The 21,356-nt window shown below is 65.4% G+C and carries 19 protein-coding genes and 5 tRNA genes; 10 read left to right on the top strand and 14 right to left on the bottom strand.

Annotated elements, in window-relative coordinates:
- Positions 1-135: 135 nt before the first annotated feature.
- From ABHF91_RS14945 to ABHF91_RS14935, 3 genes are all read left to right on the top strand, one after another.
- Positions 136-220: transfer RNA gene (locus ABHF91_RS14945), tRNA-Leu, on the top strand.
- Positions 221-453: 233 nt separating this feature from the next.
- Positions 454-687 carry a DUF2789 domain-containing protein gene (locus tag ABHF91_RS14940; RefSeq protein ID WP_409421046.1) on the top strand — a complete coding sequence of 78 codons (234 nt, stop codon included), beginning with the start codon at positions 454-456 and terminating at the stop codon, positions 685-687.
- 3 nt (positions 688-690) lie between these two features.
- Positions 691-2,088, top strand: a complete 1,398-nt coding sequence (locus ABHF91_RS14935) for a class II fumarate hydratase (RefSeq protein ID WP_409421045.1) — start codon at positions 691-693, stop codon at positions 2,086-2,088.
- Between the two features lie 114 nt (positions 2,089-2,202).
- Here ABHF91_RS14935 and ABHF91_RS14930 read toward each other — a convergent pair whose 3' ends face one another.
- The gene (locus tag ABHF91_RS14930; protein ID WP_409421044.1) at positions 2,203-4,848 is read right to left on the bottom strand and encodes a DUF2339 domain-containing protein; all 2,646 of its coding nucleotides are present in this window, start codon (positions 4,846-4,848) and stop codon (positions 2,203-2,205) included.
- A 104-nt stretch (positions 4,849-4,952) separates the two neighbouring features.
- On the opposite strand from ABHF91_RS14930, the gene ABHF91_RS14925 reads away from it, so the two are divergent.
- Complete coding sequence (locus tag ABHF91_RS14925; protein ID WP_409421043.1) at positions 4,953-5,777, top strand: HD-GYP domain-containing protein; 825 nt, start codon at positions 4,953-4,955, stop codon at positions 5,775-5,777.
- Here ABHF91_RS14925 and ABHF91_RS14920 read toward each other — a convergent pair whose 3' ends face one another.
- On the bottom strand, positions 5,778-6,713 hold the full coding sequence (locus ABHF91_RS14920) for a LysR family transcriptional regulator (RefSeq protein ID WP_409421042.1): 936 nt from the start codon (positions 6,711-6,713) through the stop codon (positions 5,778-5,780).
- Positions 6,714-6,872: 159 nt separating this feature from the next.
- Between ABHF91_RS14920 and ABHF91_RS14915 the strand changes: the two genes are divergently transcribed.
- From ABHF91_RS14915 to ABHF91_RS14900, 4 genes are all read left to right on the top strand, one after another.
- Positions 6,873-7,076 (top strand): hypothetical protein, encoded by a 204-nt coding sequence (locus tag ABHF91_RS14915; protein ID WP_409421041.1) that lies wholly within the window; start codon positions 6,873-6,875, stop codon positions 7,074-7,076.
- 214 nt (positions 7,077-7,290) lie between these two features.
- Positions 7,291-7,494, top strand: coding sequence for a hypothetical protein (locus tag ABHF91_RS14910; RefSeq protein WP_409421041.1), 204 nt, complete (start codon positions 7,291-7,293; stop codon positions 7,492-7,494).
- 384 nt (positions 7,495-7,878) lie between these two features.
- A complete protein-coding gene (rlmD, locus tag ABHF91_RS14905; protein ID WP_409421040.1) occupies positions 7,879-9,222 on the top strand; it encodes a 23S rRNA (uracil(1939)-C(5))-methyltransferase RlmD in 1,344 nt (447 codons plus the stop codon).
- 192 nt (positions 9,223-9,414) lie between these two features.
- Positions 9,415-10,593 carry a sugar efflux transporter gene (locus tag ABHF91_RS14900; RefSeq protein ID WP_409421039.1) on the top strand — a complete coding sequence of 393 codons (1,179 nt, stop codon included), beginning with the start codon at positions 9,415-9,417 and terminating at the stop codon, positions 10,591-10,593.
- A gap of 48 nt (positions 10,594-10,641) precedes the next feature.
- On the opposite strand, the gene ABHF91_RS14895 is transcribed toward ABHF91_RS14900, so the two are convergent.
- From ABHF91_RS14895 to rsmC, 9 genes are all read right to left on the bottom strand, one after another.
- Positions 10,642-11,199 (bottom strand): glutathione S-transferase family protein, encoded by a 558-nt coding sequence (locus ABHF91_RS14895; protein WP_409421038.1) that lies wholly within the window; start codon positions 11,197-11,199, stop codon positions 10,642-10,644.
- A gap of 109 nt (positions 11,200-11,308) precedes the next feature.
- Positions 11,309-11,599, bottom strand: coding sequence for a late competence development ComFB family protein (locus tag ABHF91_RS14890; protein WP_409421037.1), 291 nt, complete (start codon positions 11,597-11,599; stop codon positions 11,309-11,311).
- An 88-nt stretch (positions 11,600-11,687) separates the two neighbouring features.
- Positions 11,688-11,773 (bottom strand) — tRNA-Leu (locus tag ABHF91_RS14885).
- A gap of 77 nt (positions 11,774-11,850) precedes the next feature.
- Positions 11,851-11,936, bottom strand: a tRNA-Leu gene (locus ABHF91_RS14880).
- 62 nt (positions 11,937-11,998) lie between these two features.
- Positions 11,999-12,084, bottom strand: a tRNA-Leu gene (locus ABHF91_RS14875).
- Between the two features lie 45 nt (positions 12,085-12,129).
- Positions 12,130-12,215 (bottom strand) — tRNA-Leu (locus ABHF91_RS14870).
- 107 nt (positions 12,216-12,322) lie between these two features.
- On the bottom strand, positions 12,323-13,771 hold the full coding sequence (gene glgA / locus ABHF91_RS14865) for a glycogen synthase GlgA (protein ID WP_409423131.1): 1,449 nt from the start codon (positions 13,769-13,771) through the stop codon (positions 12,323-12,325).
- Positions 13,772-13,773: 2 nt separating this feature from the next.
- Complete coding sequence (glgC, locus tag ABHF91_RS14860; RefSeq protein ID WP_409421036.1) at positions 13,774-14,991, bottom strand: glucose-1-phosphate adenylyltransferase; 1,218 nt, start codon at positions 14,989-14,991, stop codon at positions 13,774-13,776.
- Positions 14,992-15,118: 127 nt separating this feature from the next.
- A complete protein-coding gene (gene rsmC / locus ABHF91_RS14855; protein WP_409421035.1) occupies positions 15,119-16,156 on the bottom strand; it encodes a 16S rRNA (guanine(1207)-N(2))-methyltransferase RsmC in 1,038 nt (345 codons plus the stop codon).
- Between the two features lie 287 nt (positions 16,157-16,443).
- Between rsmC and dapA the strand changes: the two genes are divergently transcribed.
- Positions 16,444-17,316: a 4-hydroxy-tetrahydrodipicolinate synthase gene (gene dapA / locus ABHF91_RS14850; RefSeq protein WP_409421034.1), complete on the top strand. Its 873-nt coding sequence runs from the start codon at positions 16,444-16,446 to the stop codon at positions 17,314-17,316.
- Positions 17,317-17,390: 74 nt separating this feature from the next.
- On the opposite strand, the gene ABHF91_RS14845 is transcribed toward dapA, so the two are convergent.
- Entirely contained in the window at positions 17,391-17,852 is a 462-nt protein-coding gene (locus tag ABHF91_RS14845) for an Lrp/AsnC family transcriptional regulator (protein ID WP_409421033.1), read from the bottom strand.
- A gap of 143 nt (positions 17,853-17,995) precedes the next feature.
- Here ABHF91_RS14845 and ctlX point away from each other — a divergent pair, with 143 nt between their 5' ends.
- The gene (ctlX, locus tag ABHF91_RS14840) at positions 17,996-18,937 is read left to right on the top strand and encodes a citrulline utilization hydrolase CtlX (protein WP_409421032.1); all 942 of its coding nucleotides are present in this window, start codon (positions 17,996-17,998) and stop codon (positions 18,935-18,937) included.
- 70 nt (positions 18,938-19,007) lie between these two features.
- On the opposite strand, the gene astE is transcribed toward ctlX, so the two are convergent.
- Positions 19,008-20,009, bottom strand: a complete 1,002-nt coding sequence (astE, locus tag ABHF91_RS14835; protein WP_409421031.1) for a succinylglutamate desuccinylase — start codon at positions 20,007-20,009, stop codon at positions 19,008-19,010.
- Positions 20,009-21,355 (bottom strand): N-succinylarginine dihydrolase, encoded by a 1,347-nt coding sequence (gene astB / locus ABHF91_RS14830; RefSeq protein ID WP_409421030.1) that lies wholly within the window; start codon positions 21,353-21,355, stop codon positions 20,009-20,011. Before astB ends, astE begins: the two co-directional genes overlap by 1 nt.
- Between the last annotated feature and the right edge of the window lies 1 nt (position 21,356).

Below are 21,356 nucleotides of genomic sequence, written 5' to 3'. Positions count from 1 at the left end.
CGCCGCCGTCTCCCAGCCCTGTTTCGCTGATTTCTTCAGCAGTTGCGACATGGAACATGAAAAAAGCATTGCGCCCTCAAGGGGGGTTTGTATAATCGCCGTCCATCAAGCCCCTGGGATCTTCCGCGGCGCTTGGCCCGGGTGGCGAAATCGGTAGACGCAGCGGATTCAAAATCCGCCGGGTAAAACCGTGTCGGTTCGAGTCCGACCCCGGGCACCACTTCAAATTCAAAGACTTAGGGCCACTCAGCGAGTGGCCCTACGTTTTTTCTACCGCCGCAAGCCGTACCAACTACTGCGTTTTCCATCGTTCCCCGTCCAGCTGGCTCCTTTGAGGGGCGGCGGCCCGACACGCCGTCCCCGGACCCTCGGCGTGGTGCCATACTTGAGTTCTGGTATCAGCCGCTCCGAGGGACAGGCCAGCCTCGGGGCACTCGTTTGTGAGGTGAGGCGATGGAGAGTCAACAACATGGCTTACCGGCCCTATTTCGCCAGCTTGGTCTGGCGGATGAACCCGAGGCCATTCGCACGTTCGTGGCGGCGCATGGGCCCCTGGACGCGGCGCTGGCGTTGCACGATGCCAGCTTCTGGAGCCCGGCCCAGGCCCAGTTCCTCCGCCAGTCCAAGGCGGACGATGCCGACTGGGCCGAGGTGGTGGATGAGCTGGATGTGATGCTCAGGCGGTGAGGCATGACCCAGCCCAAGATGCGTCTCGAACATGATGCCCTGGGAACCATAGCGGTTCCGGCCGACCGTTGCTGGGGGGCACAGACCCAGCGGGCCCTGCTGCACTTTGCCATCGGTCAGGAGCGCTTCCCCCGTGCCCTGCTCCGCGCCCTGGGGCTGGCCAAGCGGGCGGCGGCCCTGACCAACGTGGCGCTGGGGCGCCTGGACCGGGTGCGAGGGGAGGCCATAGCCGTGGCGGCCATGCGCCTGCAGGCGGGGGAGCTGGACGATCAGTTTCCCCTCACCATCTGGCAAAGCGGCTCCGGCACCCAGACCAACATGAATGCCAACGAGGTGCTGGCGCACCTGGCCAACCGGCAACTGGGCTGCTCGCCGGACAGTCCTGAGGCGGTCCACCCCAACGATCACTGCAACCTGGGGCAGTCCACCAACGATCTGTTTCCCACCCTGATGCACATCGCCACCGTGGAGCAGCTGCATCAGCAACTGCTGCCGGCTCTGACCACGCTGCACGCCTGCCTGGCCCATCAGGCCCAGGCCTGGGCGGACATCCTCAAGCTGGGCCGGACCCACCTGCAGGACGCCGTGCCCCTGACCCTGGGGCAGGCCTTCTCGGCCTATGTGGCCCAGATCGCCGGGGGGCGGCAACACATAGAGTCCGTGTTGCCCCAGCTCTACCCCCTGGCCCAGGGGGGCACGGCGGTGGGCACCGGGCTCAATACGGCGCCTGGGTTTGCCGAGCAGTTTGCCGACTACCTAGCCCAGTGGACCGGTCTGCCCTTTTGTTCGGCGCCGAACAAGTTTGCCGCCCTCGCGGGCCATGAGCCCCTGGTGGCCCTATCCGGCATGCTCAGCGTGCTGGCGGTGAGCCTGAACAAGCTGGCCAATGACATACGCCTGCTGGGCTCGGGTCCCCGTGGCGGCCTGGGCGAGCTGAGTCTGCCGGCCAACGAACCCGGTTCCTCCATCATGCCCGGCAAGGTCAATCCCACCCAGTGCGAGGTGCTGACCATGGTCTGTGCCCAGGTGATGGGCAATCACACCACCATCACCTTCGCCGCCGCGCAGGGCCAGCTGGAGCTCAATGTGTTCAAACCCGTGATCCTCTACAACCTGTTGCAGAGCCTGCAGCTGCTGGCCGAGGCCATGGTCAGCTTCACCGCCTATTGTCTAACCGACCTGCAGCCCCAGCCGGCGCAGATGCGCCACTGGCTCGATCGCTCCCTGATGCTGGTGACGGCGCTGAGTCCCCAGATCGGCTACGAACAGGCCGCCCACCTGGCCCAGGCGGCCCTGGCCAAGGGGACCACCTTGGCCGAGGAGGCCGTTGCCAGCGGCTGCCTGTCGGCGGAGGAGGTGGAGCGCCTGTTGCAGCCCGGCCGCATGCTGGGGCCGCGCTGAGCTGCTCTCAGCGTCCCGGCCCAAGGCCTGGTGCCTGGTCCCGCTCCTGTGCAGGAGACCAGCAAAGAGGGACGCCAACGGGCGTCCCTCTTTAATCGTCGCTTAGTCTCTGCCTCATTCCCCTTGTGCCATTGTGCTGTCCTTCTGTGGCAACACCTTGTGCTGATAGAACCAGCCCAGTCCCACCAGGCTCAGGCCCAGCCCCAGGAAGGAGGCGGCGCGGAAGAGCCCCTGCAGACCATTCATGTCCCACAGGAATATCTTGCACACCGTCAGCAGCAGCATCAGCAGGGCCGCCCGGCGGATCTGGGGCCATTGCCGCCAGCCTCCCAGCAACATCAGGGCGATGGCACTGAGCAGCCAGGCGGCGGAGTGGCTGTACAGCTCACCCTGCACCATGGCCAGCCCATGGATGTCGCCACCGCGCCAGATCTGCCGCACCGCCAGGGTGAGGAACAGCAGGCTGCTGATGAAGCCAAAGCCGGCCACCAGCCGGGCCGGCCAGCGGTGTTTGTGTGGCAGATGGCGCCAGGCCAGCAAGGCCAGCGCCGCCGGTACCCCCCAGGCCAGCAGGCCGAGGTTGAGCAGGGGCCAGTTCCCCAGCCAGGTTCGGTGCCACAAGGGGTTCAGCCACAGGCTGCTGCCCAGGCTGGTCATCAGCAGCATCATGCCCAGCAGCAGGGGGGCGGCGAGGGCGTAGACCCGCGCCAGGCCGCCGCCCAGGTGGGCCTTGCGCCAGTAGATCAGGGCCAGGGCGCCCCACAGGCAGCTGTGTACGGCCGCATCCTTGAGCTGGTAACTGGCCTGCCAGGGCTGGCCACCGCTCAGCCAATAGCGCGCCTCCAGGCTGAGCCAGAGGGTCAGCAGCTGCAGGGCGCCGGCCTCCAGCCAGGCCTGGGTGTGCTGGCCGGGGCGGCTGGGCAGCCAACGGGCGGCGAGGAAGAAACAGACCACGGGGATGCCGTAGCCATACAGGCTCCAGTGGATGCCAAAGACGCCCTGCAGGGGGTAGCTCAGCAGCCAGGGATTGAGGGAGAGGCGGGTCACCACCATGGCGGCCAGCAGCTTGATGAGCCAATGGGGGATGAGATCCCCCTCGCGGCGGGCCAGGGCGCAGAGGCCCGCCAGCTGTACCGCCAAGGCCAGGGTCAGGCTCTGCTCGCTGAAGAACAGGATGAGGGCCAGGGTCAGGCCGGCCTGGGAGCCGGCCATCAGCGCCAGCCGGCTGGCAAGGGGCCAGCGCTGCCGGCGGCTCAGCAGGCCAAACAGCAGGCACAGCCCCAGGGCCTGCAGGGGCCAGAGGATGCTGGCATCGTCCCACAGGCTGGCGGGCTGGGGGGCCGCCCTGTGATAGAGCAGGGCCAGCATCAGCAGGGGCAGGGTGACCAGCAGGCTGGCCCAGACGCCGGCTCGCCAGCGGCTATTGAGGCGGGGCAGCAGGCTCAGGCTGGTGAGCAGGGCCAGCCCCATCCCCCAGCGCCACAGGGGCCAGAGCTGTACCGGGGCCAGTTCGCCTGTGGCATGCCGTGGCCATTGGGGATAGAGGGCCACCGCCAGCAGCAGCCCCAGGCTGGCCAGCCAGGGCAGCAGATCTAGCGCCGGTGTCTGGCGACTGGCCAGCCAGCTCAAGGCCAGCCAGCCCAGCAGGCTGAGCCAGAGGGTCGTGGGGTAGTGGAACCAGACCAGCTGAACGCAGCACAGCAGGCTGATGAGCACCGCCAGCCAGTGCAGGTGATGGATCAGGGGGCGGGCGCCGTGGCGGTGCAATGGCCAGCGCACCGCCCGGTAGTGGAGGCGCCAGCCCAGGCCGGGCAGGGCCAGGAAGGCGTAGGCCGACAGCAGCAGATAACCCGCCAGCAGGCTGGTCTGCACCGGCGGTATGCGCCAGCTCAACAGATACCAGGCAAAGTGCGCCAGCAGGGTGCCCCACCACAGCCAGGCCCGCTTGACCCGGCACTGCAGCGCCAGGGCCGCCAGGCTGATGAGGCCCACGTAACCCAGCAGACCCGCCTGGCTTTGATGGCCGGTATCCACCAGTACGGGCACTAGGTAGCCGCCGAGCAGCCCCAGCACCGCCAGCAGGGGACCCTGCACCAGGGCCAGGGCCAACCCCAGCAGGGCGGTGAGGGCCAGCAGGCCGAAGGTCAACTGGGGGCCCAGCAGGCCGTAGAGTTCATGGGCGGTGAGCAGGCTGGCATAACAGGCGATGAGCCCACCGCCGGCCAGGGCCGCCGGCACATAGTCGGCCTTCTGCCCCAGGCGTTGGTCCAGCACGGGCGCACTGTGCTGGCGCAGCCATTCGCTGCCCAGCAGCAGCGCCAGCCCCAGGGCGCCGCCGGCCAGCACCCGGCCGGTGGGGCCCAGCACGCTGTGCTCCACGCCAAACTTCACCAGGAAGATACCCCCCAGGGCCAGGGCGACGCCCCCCACCCAGACCAGCCAGCGGGAGGCCAGATCCCGCTCCAAGGTGGTGCCGTCCCGCCGGGAGGCGGCTTCGGCGGCGGCCGGCTTCGGCGGCGTGATCTTGGGTTCAGGCTGTAGCCTGGGGCTGGGTGGGGGCGGTGCCGGCATCGCGGGGGGTAGGGAAATGGGGGCGGATGGGGCGGCGCTGGGAGCCGGGATGGCCTGGCCGGCCAGCTGCGCCCGCAGCTGGGTCAGCTCACGCTCCAGGCGCGAGAGGCGTATCAGGGCAATCAGGCCGCAGACGGCGCCGACGACCACCAGCAGGCCAAACAGTACGAGTAGGATAATAAAGTCCATGTCATTGATCCGGTTGAATTGGGCGTTTACATCGGGCCCAATGGGGGCTCTACCCTAACAGAGTCGTCCATTTACCAGCCAGCGCAAGGAGGTGTCATTTGCGGATGTTGCGACCTCAGTGGCGTATCCTGTCGTTCTACCTGGTGGTGGGCTGTCTGTGGATCTTCTTTTCCGACCTGCTGGTGGCGCAACTGGTGCGGGATCCGGTCTGGATCCTGCGGGTGCAGAGCATCAAGGGCTGGCTGTTCATCCTGATCACCTCGGCCCTGCTGTTTGTGATGATACGCCGGGACCACAACCGCATGCTGGCGGCCAACCAAGCCCTGGTGGCCAGTTACGATCAGACCATCCGGGGCTGGGTGCGGGTGATGGATCTGCGGCATCGGGAGACGCGGGACCACACCCGGCGGGTGACCCTGATGACCCTGGCCCTGGCCAAACGGGCCGGCATCCAGGATCCCGAGGCGCTCAAACAGATAGAGCGGGGTTCCCTGCTGCACGATATCGGCAAGGTTGGCATCCCGGACGCCATCCTGATCAAGCCGGGCAAGCTGGATCTGCAGGAGGGGCAGCAGATGCAGCGCCACGTGACCATAGGCCATCAACTGATCAGCGACATCGCCTTCCTGCGGCCCTGTGCCGACATCCCCCACTATCACCATGAGAAATGGGATGGCTCCGGCTACCCGGAGGGACTGCAGGGGGAGGCGATCCCGCTGGCGGCCCGGCTGTTTGCCCTGGTGGACGTCTGGGATGCTCTCAGCCATCCCAGGGTGTACAAGGCGGCCTGGTCCGAGGAGGCCGTATTGGCCTACCTGGTGGAGCAGTCCGGCCGTCATTTCGACCCTCAGCTGGTGAAGCTGTTTATCCATCATTACCCCGAACTCAAGGCGGAACTGGACAGCGCCCTGGCCCAGCAGGCGGACTGATCAGGCCTCGCCCTGTGGCTGGCGCCAGCCGGCCTCCCAGGGCGGCACCTCGCCCCCCCACTCCTCCAGCAGAAAGTCGATCATGCGGCGCACCTTGGCGGGTAGAAACTGCCGGCTGGGGAACAGCACGCTCAGGGTCAGTTTGGGCATGTGATAGGTGCTCAGCAGCGGCACGAGCTGCCCAGTGGAGAGGGCGTCGCCGATCATGAAGCTGGGGGTGCGGAGTATGCCCATCCCCGCCAGGGCGGCGCCCACCAGGATGTCGCCGTTATCCGCCTCCAGCGGCCCCGTCACTGGCACCTTGTACGGCTGACCCTCCTCGCAGACGAAACGCCACTGGTAGGGTTCCGGCACCCCGTTGTAGATCAGGCAGTCATGGTCGCGCAGCTCCTCCGGGGTTTGCGGGGCACCGCGCCGCGCCAGGTAGTCCGGCGCGGCACAGATCAGGGTGCGTATGGCGCTGATTGGCCGGGCAATCATGTTGCCCTCCAGCTCATCTGTGATGCGCAGGGCCATATCCAGCCCCTCCTCGATGAGATCCAGCTTGCGGTCACTGGCCACCACCTCCACCCGCACCTTGGGATAGCGCTGGCCGAAGCGGGCCAGGGCCGGGGCCAACTGGCGGGCCCCGAAGGGGATAGAGACGCTCAGCCGCAGCACCCCGGCCGGCTGCAGTGTCTCCTGCAGCAGCTCCGCCTCCAGCTCGCCCAGGTCGTCCAGCAGATGCAAGGCGCGGCGGTAGTAGAGCTGGCCCAGCTCCGTCAGGTGTAGCCGGCGGGTGGTGCGCTGCAGCAGGCGGACCCCCAGCTGGTTTTCCAGCTCCGCCACATGGCGTGAGACCGCCGTGGTGGAGAGGTTCAACCGCTCCGCCGCGCCGACAAAACTGCCTGCCTCCACCACCTTGCCGAATACCTGCATGGCAAGCAGCTTATCCATGAGTCCTCCAGATTGTCCCGTTATATGGGATATATATTGAATAAAATACCGCTTTATCGCTAAAGGTGAAAGAGTAATCTGTCTCTCAACGGCCGGTTAGCCCGCGCCAGACCCGATACCGAGTCCCCAGGACTCTTGCCCTATACCAAGGAGCTTATGATGAACATCATCCGTACCCTGACCGCTGCTTCCGCCCTGCTGCTGGCCGCCACCGCTGCCCAGGCCCAACAAGGTGCCGGCCCCCTGTCCCTGCGTCAGGAACAGGCGCAATTTGGCTTCAACGCTGTGGCCGCCGAGCAGGCGCAGGCCAAGGCGGCCTCGTCCAGCGCCCTGGAATGGTCCCGCGATTCCAACAATCACTAAGCCCGCATTCCGCAGCGCCTCGCACAATCGACCACCCTCTGGGTGGTCTTTTTTTGCCCTGCCTATTTTATCCCTAAATCAGGGATTAACTGTGCTCAGTTAACACATTTATCTTAAAAATCGGTGGAGTAAGCTTTGTCTCAAGGGTGCGATACGCCGCACCAGACCCGATACCGAGTCCCCAGGACTCTTGCCCTATACTAAGGAGTTTATGATGAACATCATCCGTACCCTGACCGCTGCTTCCGCCCTGCTGCTGGCCGCCACCGCTGCCCAGGCCCAACAAGGTGCCGGCCCCCTGTCCCTGCGTCAGGAACAGGCGCAATTTGGCTTCAACGCTGTGGCCGCCGAGCAGGCGCAGGCCAAGGCGGCCTCGTCCAGCGCCCTGGAATGGTCCCGCGATTCCAACAATCACTAAGCCCGCATTCCGCAGCGCCTCGCACAATCGACCACCCTCTGGGTGGTCTTTTTTTTGCCTGATGGACATATTGTCCCGAAATATGGGATTTATTATCAACCAGATGGCTATTTATCCCTATGATGCTCTGGCGCAGAATGCCGCACCGGCCGATGCGGCTTAGCACTCGCGGGAGCTGTGCCGACGCGACCGCCCCGTCACGACGTCCAGGGGCACCATCGCCCTGGTCGCAAGGATTCCGTAAACCCATCCCTGTGAGGCGTTGCCTAGCGCCTGACTTTTGCAAACCATCCGTCTCGCGGATGGTTTTTTTTATTCCGCTTTTCTTTGGGGTATCATCCCGCCGCCAGCCAGAGGTGGCCTGGGCCTGGAAGGGGGATACGCATGACACAAGGGCACGAGACACGGCTGCAGATCGACAGCCTGACCGACAAGGGCGATGGGGTAGGTCAGCTGGATGGACGGCAGATCTATGTTACCGGCGCCCTGCCGGGGGAGACGGTGTCGGTGCGGCTGCATGGCATCAAGCCCAACTACGCCCAGGGCGAGCTGCTGGCGGTGCTGCAACCCCATGGGGCCCGGGTGGCCAACTTCTGCCCCCACGACAGCTGTGGCGGTTGCCAGCTGGGGATGCTGGAGTATCCCGCCCAGCTGGATCTCAAGCGCCAGCGCCTGCTGGCTGCCCTGGCCAAGCGCGGCATCCAGGCCGAGGTGGCGGCCTGCCTCGGCATGGACCGGCCCTTTGCCTATCGCAACAAGGCCCTGTATGCGGTGCGCCCCGGACCACAAGGCGCCGAGCTGGGCTTCTTTCGCAAGCACAGTCACGAGCTGGTGGCCTGTGATGACTGCGCCCTGCAGCCGCCCCTGGTGGAAGCCATCCTGGCCGAGGTGCGCGCCTGGCTGGGCGCCTGCCGGATCCCGGCCTACGACGAGCAGCACCACAGCGGTGTGCTGCGTTATCTGATGCTGCGGGATGGCCGGCAGAGCGGAGAGTGGATGCTGGTGCTGGTGACCCTGGGGGAGACGCTGCCCGGCGTCGACGACCTGCTGGCGCGGCTGGCACGCTTCCCGGCGCTGCGCAGCGTGGTGCACAACATCAATCCCGCCCGGGGTAACCGCATCCTGGGGTTCGACAACCGCACCCTGCGGGGGGATGGTGTCATCGAGGACGCGCTGGATGGCCTGCATTTTTGCCTCTCGCCCCTGGCCTTCTATCAGATCAACCCGGAACAGACCCTGCGGCTCTACCGGGAGGCCCTGAGCCAGTGCGGGCTAACCGGCCAGGAGACGGTGTTCGATATCTACTGCGGCATCGGCACCATCTCCTTGTTCCTGGCCCGCCAGGCGGCCCGGGTGGTGGGGGTGGAGCTGGTGCCGGAGGCCATCGAGGACGCCCGGCGCAACGCCGAACGCAACGGCCTGGCGGACAAGACGGAATTCTTTGCCGGCAAGGCGGAGGCGCTGGTGCCTGAGCTCTACCGCCAGGGGTATCGCGCCGACGTGGTAGTGGTGGATCCTCCCCGCAAGGGTTGTGAGCCGGCGGTGCTGCAGACCATGCTGACCATGGCGCCCCATACGCTAGTCTATGTCTCCTGCGACCCCGACTCCCTGGCGCGGGATCTGGCGGTGCTGCTGGCGGGGGGCTATCGGCTGGCGCAGGTCACGCCGGTGGACATGTTTCCCCACACCCTGCACGTGGAGACGGTGGCCCGCCTGATCCGGGACTAGCGGGGAGCCGCTGCTGCGGCCAAGCCGGCTTTTTATCTATCCCCTATTGGCGCCGCTCCGCTGCCGCGCTATTCTGTGCCCAACCGCAATGTAATCGATTACACTGGCTGGTGCCGCGGCGCGCCTCGTGGTGAGCGGTGCGCCACTCCGGCTCGGCGGCTTCTCTCCCTGCCGTTTAACTAGGACAACCCCATGTCTCATTCCCCTGCCGGCTACTGGTCCATCCTGGGCCTGGGTGCCCTGGTGGCCCTGGCGGGGGCGTTTTGCATCCCCTTGCTGAGCTTCTTCATCATCGATGGTCTGCAGGCGCCCCCCTATGCGGTGGGGGTGTTTAATGTCAGCGTGGCCATCAGCGGCATGCTGCTGAGCCAATGGCTGGGGGGACGGACCGATGCCGGCTGGCCCTGGCGGCGGGTGTTGAGCTGGGCGCTGCTGGCCATGGCCATCGCAACCGCCTTGCTGATGGTCTGCGGTGCCTTCTGGCAGGCTTGGCTGATTGGCATCACCCTGATGGCCCTGGGTCAGGCGGCAATGCCCCAGACCCTGGCGTTGGCCCGCCGTTTCACCTATGCCCATCCCCAGCTGGGAGCCAGCTTCTCCGCCCAGGTGCGGGCGGCCTTCTCCCTGGCCTGGATCGGGGGGCCGCCGCTGGCCTTTTATCTGGTGGCCCAGGGGGGCTTTGCCAGCAGCTTCCTGTTGGCCACCCTGGTCTCCCTGGCCTGTCTGTGGCTGGTGCGCTGGGGGCTGCCGAACTTGCCCGCGGCGGCGCCGGTCCAGCCGCTGCAGGAGGGACAGGCGCCACTGCCACCTGGCTTCTGGGGCTATCTGTTGGCCATCAGCTGTGCGGCGGTCAGCAACAGCCTGTATGTGGGCAGCCTGCCCCTCTACCTGCTGCACGAGCGCCATCTGCCGGCCACCAGCCCGGGCTGGGCCATGGGGTTGGCGGCGGGGCTGGAGATCCCGGTGATGCTGCTGGCCAGCCGGTTGGCCGGTCGCTGGGGCGTCCGTTCACTGCTGTGGCTGGGGAGCCTGGCGGGGGTGGTGTTCTATCTGGCGCTCTATCAGGCCGACAGCCTGTGGCAGGTCTTGTTGTGTCAGCTGGCCAACGGCCTCTTCTTCGGCCTGTATGCGGGGCTCGGCATCCTGCTGATCCAGGACATGGTGCCCCATAGGCCCGGTTTTGCTTCGGCCTGTTACAGCAACAGCATGCGGGTGGGGGGCATGGTGGGGGCCATGCTGATGGGGCTGGTGGCCAGCGTCAGCGATTTTCGCAGCGTGCTGCTGGTGGCGGCGGCGGTGCTGCTGCTGGGGATGGGCTGCCTGGGGCTGGCCCACTGGCAGAGCCAGCGGGGGCAGTGCGTGCCGGCCTGAGCGGCGAAAACGAGAAGGGGCCTTGCTGGCCCCTGTTTGTCGTCTGGCTCATTGCGGTGGCAGTGTGTCTGCCAGGGGGCCGTACTGCCGGCTGCTCTGCCAGAAGGCCCGCAGCTTGGGGCAGGCGGCCAGATCCACCACCTGGCGTAGCTGACCCCATTCCAGCAGGCAGGCCAGGCGCAGCTGGGCATCGTTGTAGGGGGCATGTTCCGGCAGGCTCTGGGCCTCCAGGCTGGCGAGAATGGCCGCCACTCTATCCCGCTGGCGCTGCAGGTAGGGCAGCTGTTCGGCGCTGATGCCGGCCTGTTGCAGGATGAAGCCGTTGATGGCGGCATCCAGCGCCGTGTTGATCAGGCAGAACTGGTTGTACTCGAGGATGTCGGCGCAGAAGGGTTCGCCGGCTTTCTCCCGCAGGTAGCGGATTATGGCCGCCGAATCAGATAAAAACAGCTCGCCATCTTCAAGGAAAGGCACCTTCTTGGCCGGGGAGGCCTCGGCGCTGGCAGCATAGTCGGTCTCGACGAAGTCGCAGGCCTGGCCGGTCTCCAGCAGGACGATGCGGCAGTGACGGGCAAAGGGGGAGGTGAAGCTGCCGAAAAGTTTCATGTGAACTCCATCTTCTTGTAGGGCTTCCCGAGCATACTCCGGCGCTTAGCACCGACCAAACGAAAAAGGAGCCTGGTGGGCTCCTTTTCGGCGGACGGCATCTGAGGGGCTAGGCCTCCTCCTGCTTCTTGCGCCTGTCATGGTGATCGCTATCCAACCAGCTCACCGACTGATTCACCGCATGAAACACCTTCTCCTCCATCTCGGCACGCTGTTCCGGGGTGGTGAAGTAGATCATGTCCACGTTGTGGCGGATGTAGTGGGCGGGCAGCTGATTGAGCACCATGCAGCACAGGTCGGCCAGATAGTCGCTGTCGCGGGTGCGATCCAGCTCCAGGGCGCGGATCTGCTGCATGACCAGTTCTTCGTAATAGTTATGGATGTCGGCAATGGTGCCCATGATGACAAGGTCCTCAGATGACGGGATTTCTGGGGATCCTTATAGCAGAAAGCCCGCAACCATGAAATTGCGGGCTCTCTTAAATGTGTGGTGCGAGAGGAGGGACTTGAACCCTCACGTCCGAAGGACACTAACACCTGAAGCTAGCGCGTCTACCAATTCCGCCACCCTCGCACACAAATTGTCGTTGGTTGAGATTGACATGCCTACCAACCGGCATCTTATTTCACAAGGCGGCCACTTGCAGTAAGTGGTGCGAGAGGAGGGACTTGAACCCTCACGTCCGAAGGACACTAACACCTGAAGCTAGCGCGTCTACCAATTCCGCCACCCTCGCCCGCATTGTCGTTGGTGTTTTTACATGCGACCAACCGCATGGACAATCATCTCCCTAAGGAGTGGTGCGAGAGGAGGGACTTGAACCCTCACGTCCGAAGGACACTAACACCTGAAGCTAGCGCGTCTACCAATTCCGCCACCCTCGCCCGATTGTCTCTGCTTGGATTTACATGCTGTCAGCCAGCATGGCTTGGTGCGAAGAGAGGGACTTGAACCCTCACGTCCTAGGGACACTAACACCTGAAGCTAGCGCGTCTACCAATTCCGCCACCTTCGCGTCTTGCGGAGGGGGATTCTATAGAATTCTGTCTGCCCGTCAACCGGCAAACCCGCAAAATTTTTCGTTTGCTCGGTCTTTGCGCGAAACGGCGGGAAAAGTGCCGATTATGGGCGCTTCAGGGCCGCCTGATACATGCTTTCATACTGGTTGACCGAGTCGGACCAGAGGTAGCGGGTCTGCATGGCGGCCACCTGCACCCGGACATACTCCTCCTGATCCTGCAGGTAAAACAGCAGGGCGCGGCGCAGGGTGTTGAGCAGGGCCAGGGCATCGGGCTCGTGGAAGTTGAAGCCGGTGGCCTGGGCCCGGTTGGCGTCATAGTCCACCACAGTATCCTTGAGGCCCCCCACGGCCCGGACTATGGGCAGGGTGCCGTAGGCCAGGCTGTACATCTGATTGAGGCCGCAGGGCTCGAACAGGGAAGGCATCAGGAAGAAGTCGCTGCCGGCCTCCACCAGGTGGGCCAGGGCGTTGTCGTGGTCGTTGATGAAGGCCAGCTTGTCGCCGTGTTCGGCCTCCAGGGCCCGCAGGCGCTCTGCCAGGCTGGGGTCGCCGGTACCGACGATGATCACCTGCACCTTGTGGTAGAGGAACTGGCTCAGGATGGGCAGCAGCAGGTGCAGCCCCTTCTGTTCGGTGAGGCGGCAGACCATGCCAAACACAGGCCAGTCATTTTGTGCCAGGCCGGCCCGCTGCTGCAGGGCCAGCTTACAGGCCAGCTTGCCGGCCAGATCCGTCTGGCTGTAGTTCACCGGGATCAGGGGATCCGAGGTCGGATCCCAGTCGCCGTAGTCGCAGCCGTTGATGATGCCGCTCAAGTCTTCCGAGCGCTCCTGGAACGACTTGGCCATGCCGTGGCCACCCAGGTAGGTGGTGAGCTCATGGGCGTAGCTGGGGCTGACGGCATTGATCTTGTCGGCGTAACGCACGCCGCATTTGAGGAAGTTGACGTAGGCGTGGCCCTGGCTGATGGCCTCGTCCTGGTTGTCGGTCAGCTCCGGCAGGGCCCACAGCTGGCCGCGTTCGAACACCCCCTGGAAGGCACCGTTGTGCACCGTCAGCACGCTGCGGCTGGCGGCGAAGAAGGGGTCGTTGGCATAGCGGGTGCGCAACAGCATGGGCACCAGGGCGGTGTGCCAGTCGTTGCAGTGGATGATGTCCGGTTGAAAACCCAACTGCTGGGTGGCCTGCAGGCTGGCGGCGCAGAAGAAGGCGAAGCGCTCGCCGTTGTCCAGATAGGCGTTGTTGTTCTCGGCGTACAGGCTGGGGCGTTCGAAGTAGTTGGGGAAGTCTATGAGGTAGACAGGCACCCCTTTCAGATCCATCTCATGGGCCTGATAGGGAATGTCGGTATGGCCTTCCCGGGTGGGCAGGGTGAAGCCCCCCAGGTGGCGGGCGGTCTCCCGTCCCTTCACCGACAGATAGAAGGGCATGATGATGCGCACATCATGGCCGTGACGTTTGAGGGCCAGGGGCAGGGCTCTGGCCACGTCTGCCAGACCGCCGGTCTTCACCAGGCCATCCACTTCCGAGGCAATAAACAGAATTTTCATAGTCAAAAACCGATCCTGGCTCCTTTGGGTACCACCACTATGCCGCCTTCCGACACGGTGAAGCGGGCCCGATCCTGTTCGTGATTTTCACCGATTACCGTGCCGGGGGCAATTTCCACATGCTTGTCGATGATGGCGCGGCTGATCCGGCAGCCTTCGCCTATCTTCACGTCCCCCAACAGCACCGAATGGCTGATCTGGCTGTTGGGCCCCAGGTTGCAGCGAAAGCCCAGCACGCTGCGCTCCACCCGGCAGCCCCGCAGGTAGCAACCGGCGGAGATCAGGGAGTAGGCCACGTTGGCATGATGCTCGGCGGTGTTGACGAAGGTGGCCGGCGGCAGGGGTGGGTAGTAGGTGTGCAGCGGCCACTTGCGGTTATAGAGGGTGAAGGGCGGCTCGTCGCTCACCAGATCCATGTGTGCCTGCCAGTAGGCGTCCAGGGTGCCCACGTCCCGCCAGTAGACACCGCCTTTCTCCCCTTCCACCTTGTTGGTGCTGAAGTCGTAGACGTAGACCGGGGCCCGGCCGTACATGGAGGGGATGATGTCGCGGCCGAAGTCGTGGGAGGAGTCCTCACGAGCCTCGTCCTGGTTCAGCTCGCTGAGCAGGGTCTGGGTCTCGAAGATGTAGTTGCCCATGGAGGCCAGGGCGTGGTCCGGATCCCCGGGGATGGGCTTGGGCTGGCGGGGCTTCTCGGCAAAGCCCACCATGCGGCCGGTCTCGTCCACCTCTATGATGCCGAAGTTGGCGGCCTCCGCCAGGGGCACCCGGATGGCGGCCACCGTCAACACCGCCTGCTTCTGCTTGTGAAATTCCAGCATCTGGCGGATGTCCATCTTGTAGATGTGGTCGCTGCCGAAGATGCAGACGTGATCCGGGGCGCTCAGTTCCACGAAGCTGATGTTCTGGTAGATGGCGTCGGCGGTGCCGTCGTACCAGCGCTTGCCCATGCGCATCTGGGCGGGAATGGGATCGATGAAGCGGCCCGTGATGCCGGTGAGATTCCAGCCTTTCTTCATGTGCATGTAGAGGGATTGGGACTTGAACTGGGTCAGCACATAGACGCGCAACAGGTCAGAATTGACGAAGTTGTTGAGCACGAAGTCCACCAAGCGGTAGCTGCCGCCAAAGGGCACGGACGGCTTACTGCGGGTGATGGTCAGGGGCTGTAAACGGGTTCCTTCTCCTCCGGCGAGGATCATGGCAAGTACACCGGCCATACTGGCTCTCTCCCTGTCTGTGAAAGCGATTTCAGTCTAACTGAAAAATCACGCGCGACAACAGGCACGCGTAGGATCTGTCCTTGAATCTAACAGATCCTGTGGTGTCTGGCGGAAAAGATGGGACCTATCTGGCTAGGTAGAGTTTGAATTTGCTGCTCTGGGCCAGGATCTGCCAGCCATGGGGGCCGAAGGCCTGATCCAGAAAGGGCGGATAACGCAGGAAGGCGTTGGCCACCAGCAGCAGATCGCCGCCCTTGGCCAGTTGGCGCGGGGCCTGCAGCATCATCTGTTCCGTGGCCTGGTAGTGGGTGTTGAGGCCGGCATGAAACGGCGGATTGGTGATGATGTGCTGCAAACCGGGTGCCACGTCGGAGTAGCCGTCGGAGGGGTAGACATTGCCCTCCAGCCCGTTGATCGCCAGGGTGCGGCTGGCCGAGGCCAGGGCCAGGGCGTTGATGTCCGCCAGCTCCAGTGCGATGTCGGGATGGCGCTGCTTGAGTACGGCGCCGATCACCCCGGCACCACAGCCCAGATCCAGCACCCGGCCGCGCAAGGGCGGCAGGTGATCCAGCAGCAGGCGGCTGCCCTCATCCAGCTCGGCGGCGCTGAACACCCCGGGCAAGGCCTGGATGCGCAGGGTCTGCTCCCCCAGGGGCAGGGTGTATTCACCAAACCAGGCGTCCAGCGCAAACGGCGCCACCGCTTGGTCCAGCAGCCCCTGGTAGAGGGAGCAGCGGCGGGCGCTGTCCTGCTTGCGTACCTTGCTGCAGTAGGGCGCCAGCAGCTTCTCGGCACCCTTGATGCCGCCGCGGTTGTCCCCCACCAGCCAGATGGGGGCGCCGGGGGTCAGCAGGGGGGTGAGCTGGGCCAGCAGGAACTGGGCCTCGGCCTTGGCCTTGGGCAGATAGAGCAGCAGGCCCTCCCAGGGCGTTTCCCCGGCTTCCAGCTGGTGACCGAAGCGGATATCCAGCCCGTCAGACCCGGTGGCTTGCGGACGAAAGCGGCTGTAGTCGGTGAGAAACCAGGTACTGTCGGCAGACTGCTGCAGCAGGGTGCGGGGGTAGTCGTCGTCCACCTGGCCGGCGATCAGCAGGCGGGGATGGGCAAACAGGGGGCGGCTGCGTTCCAGCAGCTGACTGGCGGGGGCGTGGGGCTGGCTCATCGGCTGTCTCTTGGGTGACAAGGCCGGTGATTATACCCCAAGGTGGCGGGCTTGACATTTGTCAGCGAATACCGAACTATGCTGGCTAATTGCACACTTATGTATTGCTGAATCATGTCTTCGCTGATGGGTCTGAAACGAAAAACCAAAGCACCTCGCAAATGTGAGGTTTTTTTCGTTCCTGCGTGACCAGCAGTCGGTGTGAAACGCCATTATCAAACCCCGGTTACGCACAACGTGGCCGGGGTTTTTTGTTCAGGATCCCGTGAAGTCGAGAAGGAGTTTGTATGATTCAAGGTTCCATTGTTGCATTGATCACCCCGTTTGCTGATGGCCGACTGGATGAAGAGGCCTTGCGGCGGATGGTGGACTGGCAGGTCGCGCAGGGGACCCACGGCATAGTACCGGTCGGTACCACGGGAGAGAGCCCGACCCTGACCCACGACGAGCATTGCCGGGTCATCGAGATAGTGGTGGAGCAGGTGGCCGGCCGCATTCCCGTCATCGCCGGTGCCGGCTCCAACAATCCCCTGGAAGCCATCGAGTACAGCCGGGTGGCCCAACAGGCCGGCGCCGATGCCACCTTGCACGTGGCGGGCTACTACAACCGTCCCAACCAGGACGGCCTGTATGCCCACTTCAAGCTGGTGCACGACGAGACCCAGATCCCCATCATCCTGTACAACATACCGCCCCGGGCCATCGTGGACATCCAGCCCCAGACCATGGCGCGCCTGGCGGAGTTGCCGCGCATCATAGGCGTCAAGGATGCCACCGGCGACATGTGCCGGCCCTGGTATGAGCGTCAGCTGATCAAGAAGCCCTTCACCTGGCTCTCCGGCGATGACGCCACCGCCGTGGCTTACAACGTCAGCGGCGGCAGCGGCTGCATCTCGGTCACCGCCAACGTGGCGCCCAAGCTGGTGGCCGAGGTGCAAAACCTGACTCGCGAAGGCAAGTGGGCCGAGGCCCGCGCCCTGCAGGACAAGCTGATCCCATTGCACCAGGCCATGTTTGCCGAGCCGAGCCCGGCCGGCGCCAAGTACGCCGCCTCCCTGCTGGGGCTGTGCAGCGCCGACTGCCGCCTGCCGGTGATGCCCCTGTCCGATGCCACCAAGGCGCGCATCCGCCAGGTGATGACGGATCTGGCGCTGATCTAAGCGCGTCCCTGAGACGACCAAGGCCAGCCCTAACCAGGCTGGCCTTTTTGTTGCGGGTTGGTTCTGGCGGCGGCTTATTTGATGGGCTGCATCTCCGGGGTGCAGACGATCTTGTCGATGCGCAGGCTGCGGTTGGCCAGCCAGGTGTCGCTGATGGCCCGGTAGGCCGCCATGTCGGTGCAGCGCAACCGCAGCACATAGTCGAAGGGACCGCTCACCAGCCAGCAGGAGAGCACGTCCGGTCGCTGGCTCACCTCTTCTTCGAAGGCCCGTTGGGCCTCCCGACCGCTTTGGCTCGCCAGGGAGACCTGCAGCAGCAGTATCAGGTTGCCGCCTCCCAGGCGCGCCTCGTCCAGCCGGGCGGTGTAGCCCAGGATGTAACCCGCCTGTTCCAGCTTGCGCACCCGCTCCTGGCAGGGGCGCGGGGTGAGGTGGACCCGTTCCGCCAGCTTCTGGTAGCTGATGCGGCCCTCCTGCTTGAGGATCGCCAGGATCTGCTCATCGATGCGATCCAGGTGGTGGTGTCGTCTCTCCATCTCTGCCTCCGGGCATAACAGCGGATCCTGCTGTATGAGTGTTTGATTTTGCCGGAAACGGTTGTGGTCAAAACGCGAATCGACTCACACCGTTGTGTGATTGGGCGCACACTGTGGACAGTTGCTTGTCACAAGGAGGCTCCATGCAAACCACCCAACAGATCCTGATGATCCGTCCTGCCCGCTTCTGCGCCAATCCCCAGACCCTCGCCAGCAACGCCTTCCAGCACCCGGCCGCCGCCGACGAGCTGGCTGCCAGCCGGGCTCAGGCGGAGTTTGACGCCTATGTGGCCCTGCTGCGGGAGGCCGGTGTATCCGTCTGGGTCGAACAGGACAGCGGCGAGCTGACCACCCCGGACTCCCTGTTTCCCAATAACTGGGTGAGTTTCCATGCTGACGGCTCCGCCATCCTCTACCCCATGGAGGCCCCCAACCGCCGTCTGGAGCGCAACCGCCACATCTTGGACAAGCTGGCCGAGGAGTTCTGCCTCGAGCAGGTGCACGATCTGAGCGACTTCGAGCTGCAGGGCCGCTTCCTGGAAGGCACCGGCTCCATGGTGCTGGATCGCCAGCACCGCATCGCCTACCTGTGCCGCTCCTCCCGCTCCCATCCCGAGGTGATGGAGGAGGTGAGCCGCCACCTGGGCTACCGCCCCTTCTGGTTCAGCGCCCAGGATGCCAAGGGCCAGCCCATCTACCACACCAACGTGCTGATGAGCGTAGGCCGCCACCTGGCGGTGGTCTGCCTGGAGGCCATCCCGGATGCCGCCGAGCGCGCCGAGCTGTGCCGCCTGCTGGCCAGCACCAACAAGATGCTGCTGCCCATCACCCTGGATCAGCTGCAGGCCTTCGCCGGCAACCTGCTGGAGCTGCGCAGCGATCGGGGCGAGGCCCTGCTGGCCATGTCCCGCCGTGCCTGGGAGGCCCTGAGCCAGCAGCAGCAGCGGGAGCTGGAGCGCCATGGCCGCCCCCTGCTGGCGGATCTGGACACCATCGAAACCTTGGGTGGCGGCGGCGCCCGCTGCATGATCGCCGAGATCCACCTGCCGCAACGGGAGCCGGTGCGGGCCGAACAGGCCGCCTAAGCTGCCGTCGAGATAAACACAGGCCAGGGCATGCCCTGGCCTGTCTGTTTCTGCCGCGCTTGGCTGAGTGTTATCCGGCCTTGTCGGCCAGCTGGCTGAGGGGGATCTCGGTCAGCATCAGCCCGGCCCGCAGCCCGGGGGCCACCCTGGCGTTGGGGAACAGCAGATACTCCCGCTCGGCCTGCACCCGGTACTGGTGCGGGCCGTCCTCCGCCAGCAGGGTGCCCTGGGGGTAGGCGGTGAAGTTGGCCGCCGCCGCCGGCAGATGCAGCACGAAGGCCTCGCTGTGCTTGCGCAGCTCCTGGCTCACCCGATAGCCCTTGGGGGCGGTCTGGGGCAGATCGGCCAGGGCGTCGGTGTCCGCCGCCACCCCCGCCGCCAGGGCGGCTTTCACCTGGGCGAACTGGCTCAAATCGTTCTGACCGAAGGGGCGGGCCTTGCCCAGCTCCAGGGTGCAGCTGGCGGCGCCGAAGCGTGCGCTGGTGAAGTGGCTGAAGGTGCGGCCCGGCGCGCTGTGGCGCACCAGGGCCTCGATGCCGGCGCTGGGCAGCCAGCGCAGCATGGCCGCATCGTAGCCGCTCTCTTGGGCCGGCAGCAGGGCGAAGCGCAGATGCGCCGAGGCGCGGATGGCGGTGTGCAGATCGTAGTGGCGGCGGATTGGCATCTCTGTCGCCTGCCAGAAGTCGGCCACCGCCGCCTCCAGCTGCCGGGCCCGCAGTGGCTCGGCCCCCGACGGATCCGAGGCCCGCGGCCCGTCGAACAGCCGGTTGAGATCCAGGTCCAGATAACGGCGCCCGGCAGCCATGGCCGCCGGGTTGCCCAGGATCAGCAGCAGGCGGCAGGCCAATGGGCGCCGCCCCGCCAGCCAGTCTGCGGTGAGTTCCGCCAGCAGCTCGATGGGGGCCGTCTCGTCACCGTGAATACCGGCGGAGATCACCCAGGCCTCGTAGCAGGCCGCATGCGGGATCAGCTCCAGCAGGCCGGGTCCGCGCCAGTGCCAGCTCAGCTGCGCCGTGCGGCCTTGGGTCGAGGCCGGCGATTGGCCGGCCAACGTCAGGGCGAGCCAGTCCATCAGGCCCCCTGTTGAAAGGGGTAGATGGACCCCAGGCCCAGGATACCGGTGAGTTCATCCAGCGCCCGGCGGTTCTCCTCCAGCAGCTGGGGATCGGCCAGATCCTCGGCACTCAGGCGATCCCGGTAGTGGTGCTCCACCCAGGTGGTGAGCCTGCCGTACAGGGCGTCGTTCATCAGCACCCCGGGGGCCATGGCGGCCCGCTCGGCTTCGTTCAGCACCACTCGCAGCCGCAGACAGGCGGGACCACCGCCGTTGCGCATGCTTTCCCGCAGATCGAACACCTCCAGGGCGTCGATGGGGCCGCCGCTTTGCACCAGCTCCGACAGGTAGCGCCAGACCCCGGCGTGCTCGCGGCACTCCTGGGGCACCACCAGCAGCATCTTGCCGTCGGGGCGGGTGAGCAGCTGGCTGTTGAACAGGTAGGTCTGTACCGCATCGCTCACGGAGACGGCCCTATCTGGCACCATGATGGGCACGAATTCGGTGCCCTGGGCCGCCAGCTTGCGGCCCAGCTCGGCCAGGGTCTGCTCGGATTGCCAGAAGGCCCGCTGGTGGTGGAACAGCACGGGGCCGTTGCTCACGGCGATGACGTCGTTGTGGAACACCCCCAGATCGATCACCTCGGGATGCTGCTGGGCCAGCACGCAGTTATCTTCACTCAGGCCGTGCAGACGGATGATGGCCTCGCTGGCCTCCCGGGTCTGGCGGGCCGGGTAGCGGGTTGGCGCCACCCCCTGACCGTCGGCCTGGCGACCGTAGACAAACAGCTCGACGCCGGCCTCACCGTGCTGCCGGCTCAAGCGGTTGTGGTTGGCGGCGCCCTCGTCGCCGAACTGGGCCACCTGGGGCAGGGCGCTGTGCACGGCGAAGTGACGTTCGTCGGCGAAGATGGCCTTGAGGATGGCCTCTGTGGTGGTGGCCTCGCTGGCCCGGTGGAACTTGTTGTTGAGGTTGGCCACCGTCAGGTGCACCCGGCCGTCACGGGTGTCGGCGGAGGGCGAGACGGTGGCGGCGTTGGCGGTCCACATGGCGGAGGCGGAGCCCACCGCGCTCAGCAGGGCCGGCGCCTGGCGGGCGGCCTGGGCCAGCACCTGGGCATCGCTGCCGGCAAAGCCCAGCCGGCGCAGCAGATCGACCTGGGGCCGCTCATGGGGCGGCAGCACCGCCTGGGCGAAGCCCAGATCGGCGAGGCGCTTCATCTTGGCCAGCCCCTGCAGGGCCGCCAGCTTGGGGTTGGCCACCGCCGCCTTGTTGCTGGTGGAGGCCACGTTGCCGAACGACAGGCCGGCATAGTGGTGGGTCAGGCCGACGAGGCCGTCAAAATTCACTTCCAGGGCAGACATC

Origin of the sequence: Pseudaeromonas aegiceratis, assembly GCF_046254905.1 — a bacterium.
Classification (GTDB): domain Bacteria; phylum Pseudomonadota; class Gammaproteobacteria; order Enterobacterales; family Aeromonadaceae; genus Pseudaeromonas; species Pseudaeromonas aegiceratis.
This window is presented reverse-complemented; position numbering and strand designations above follow the sequence as displayed.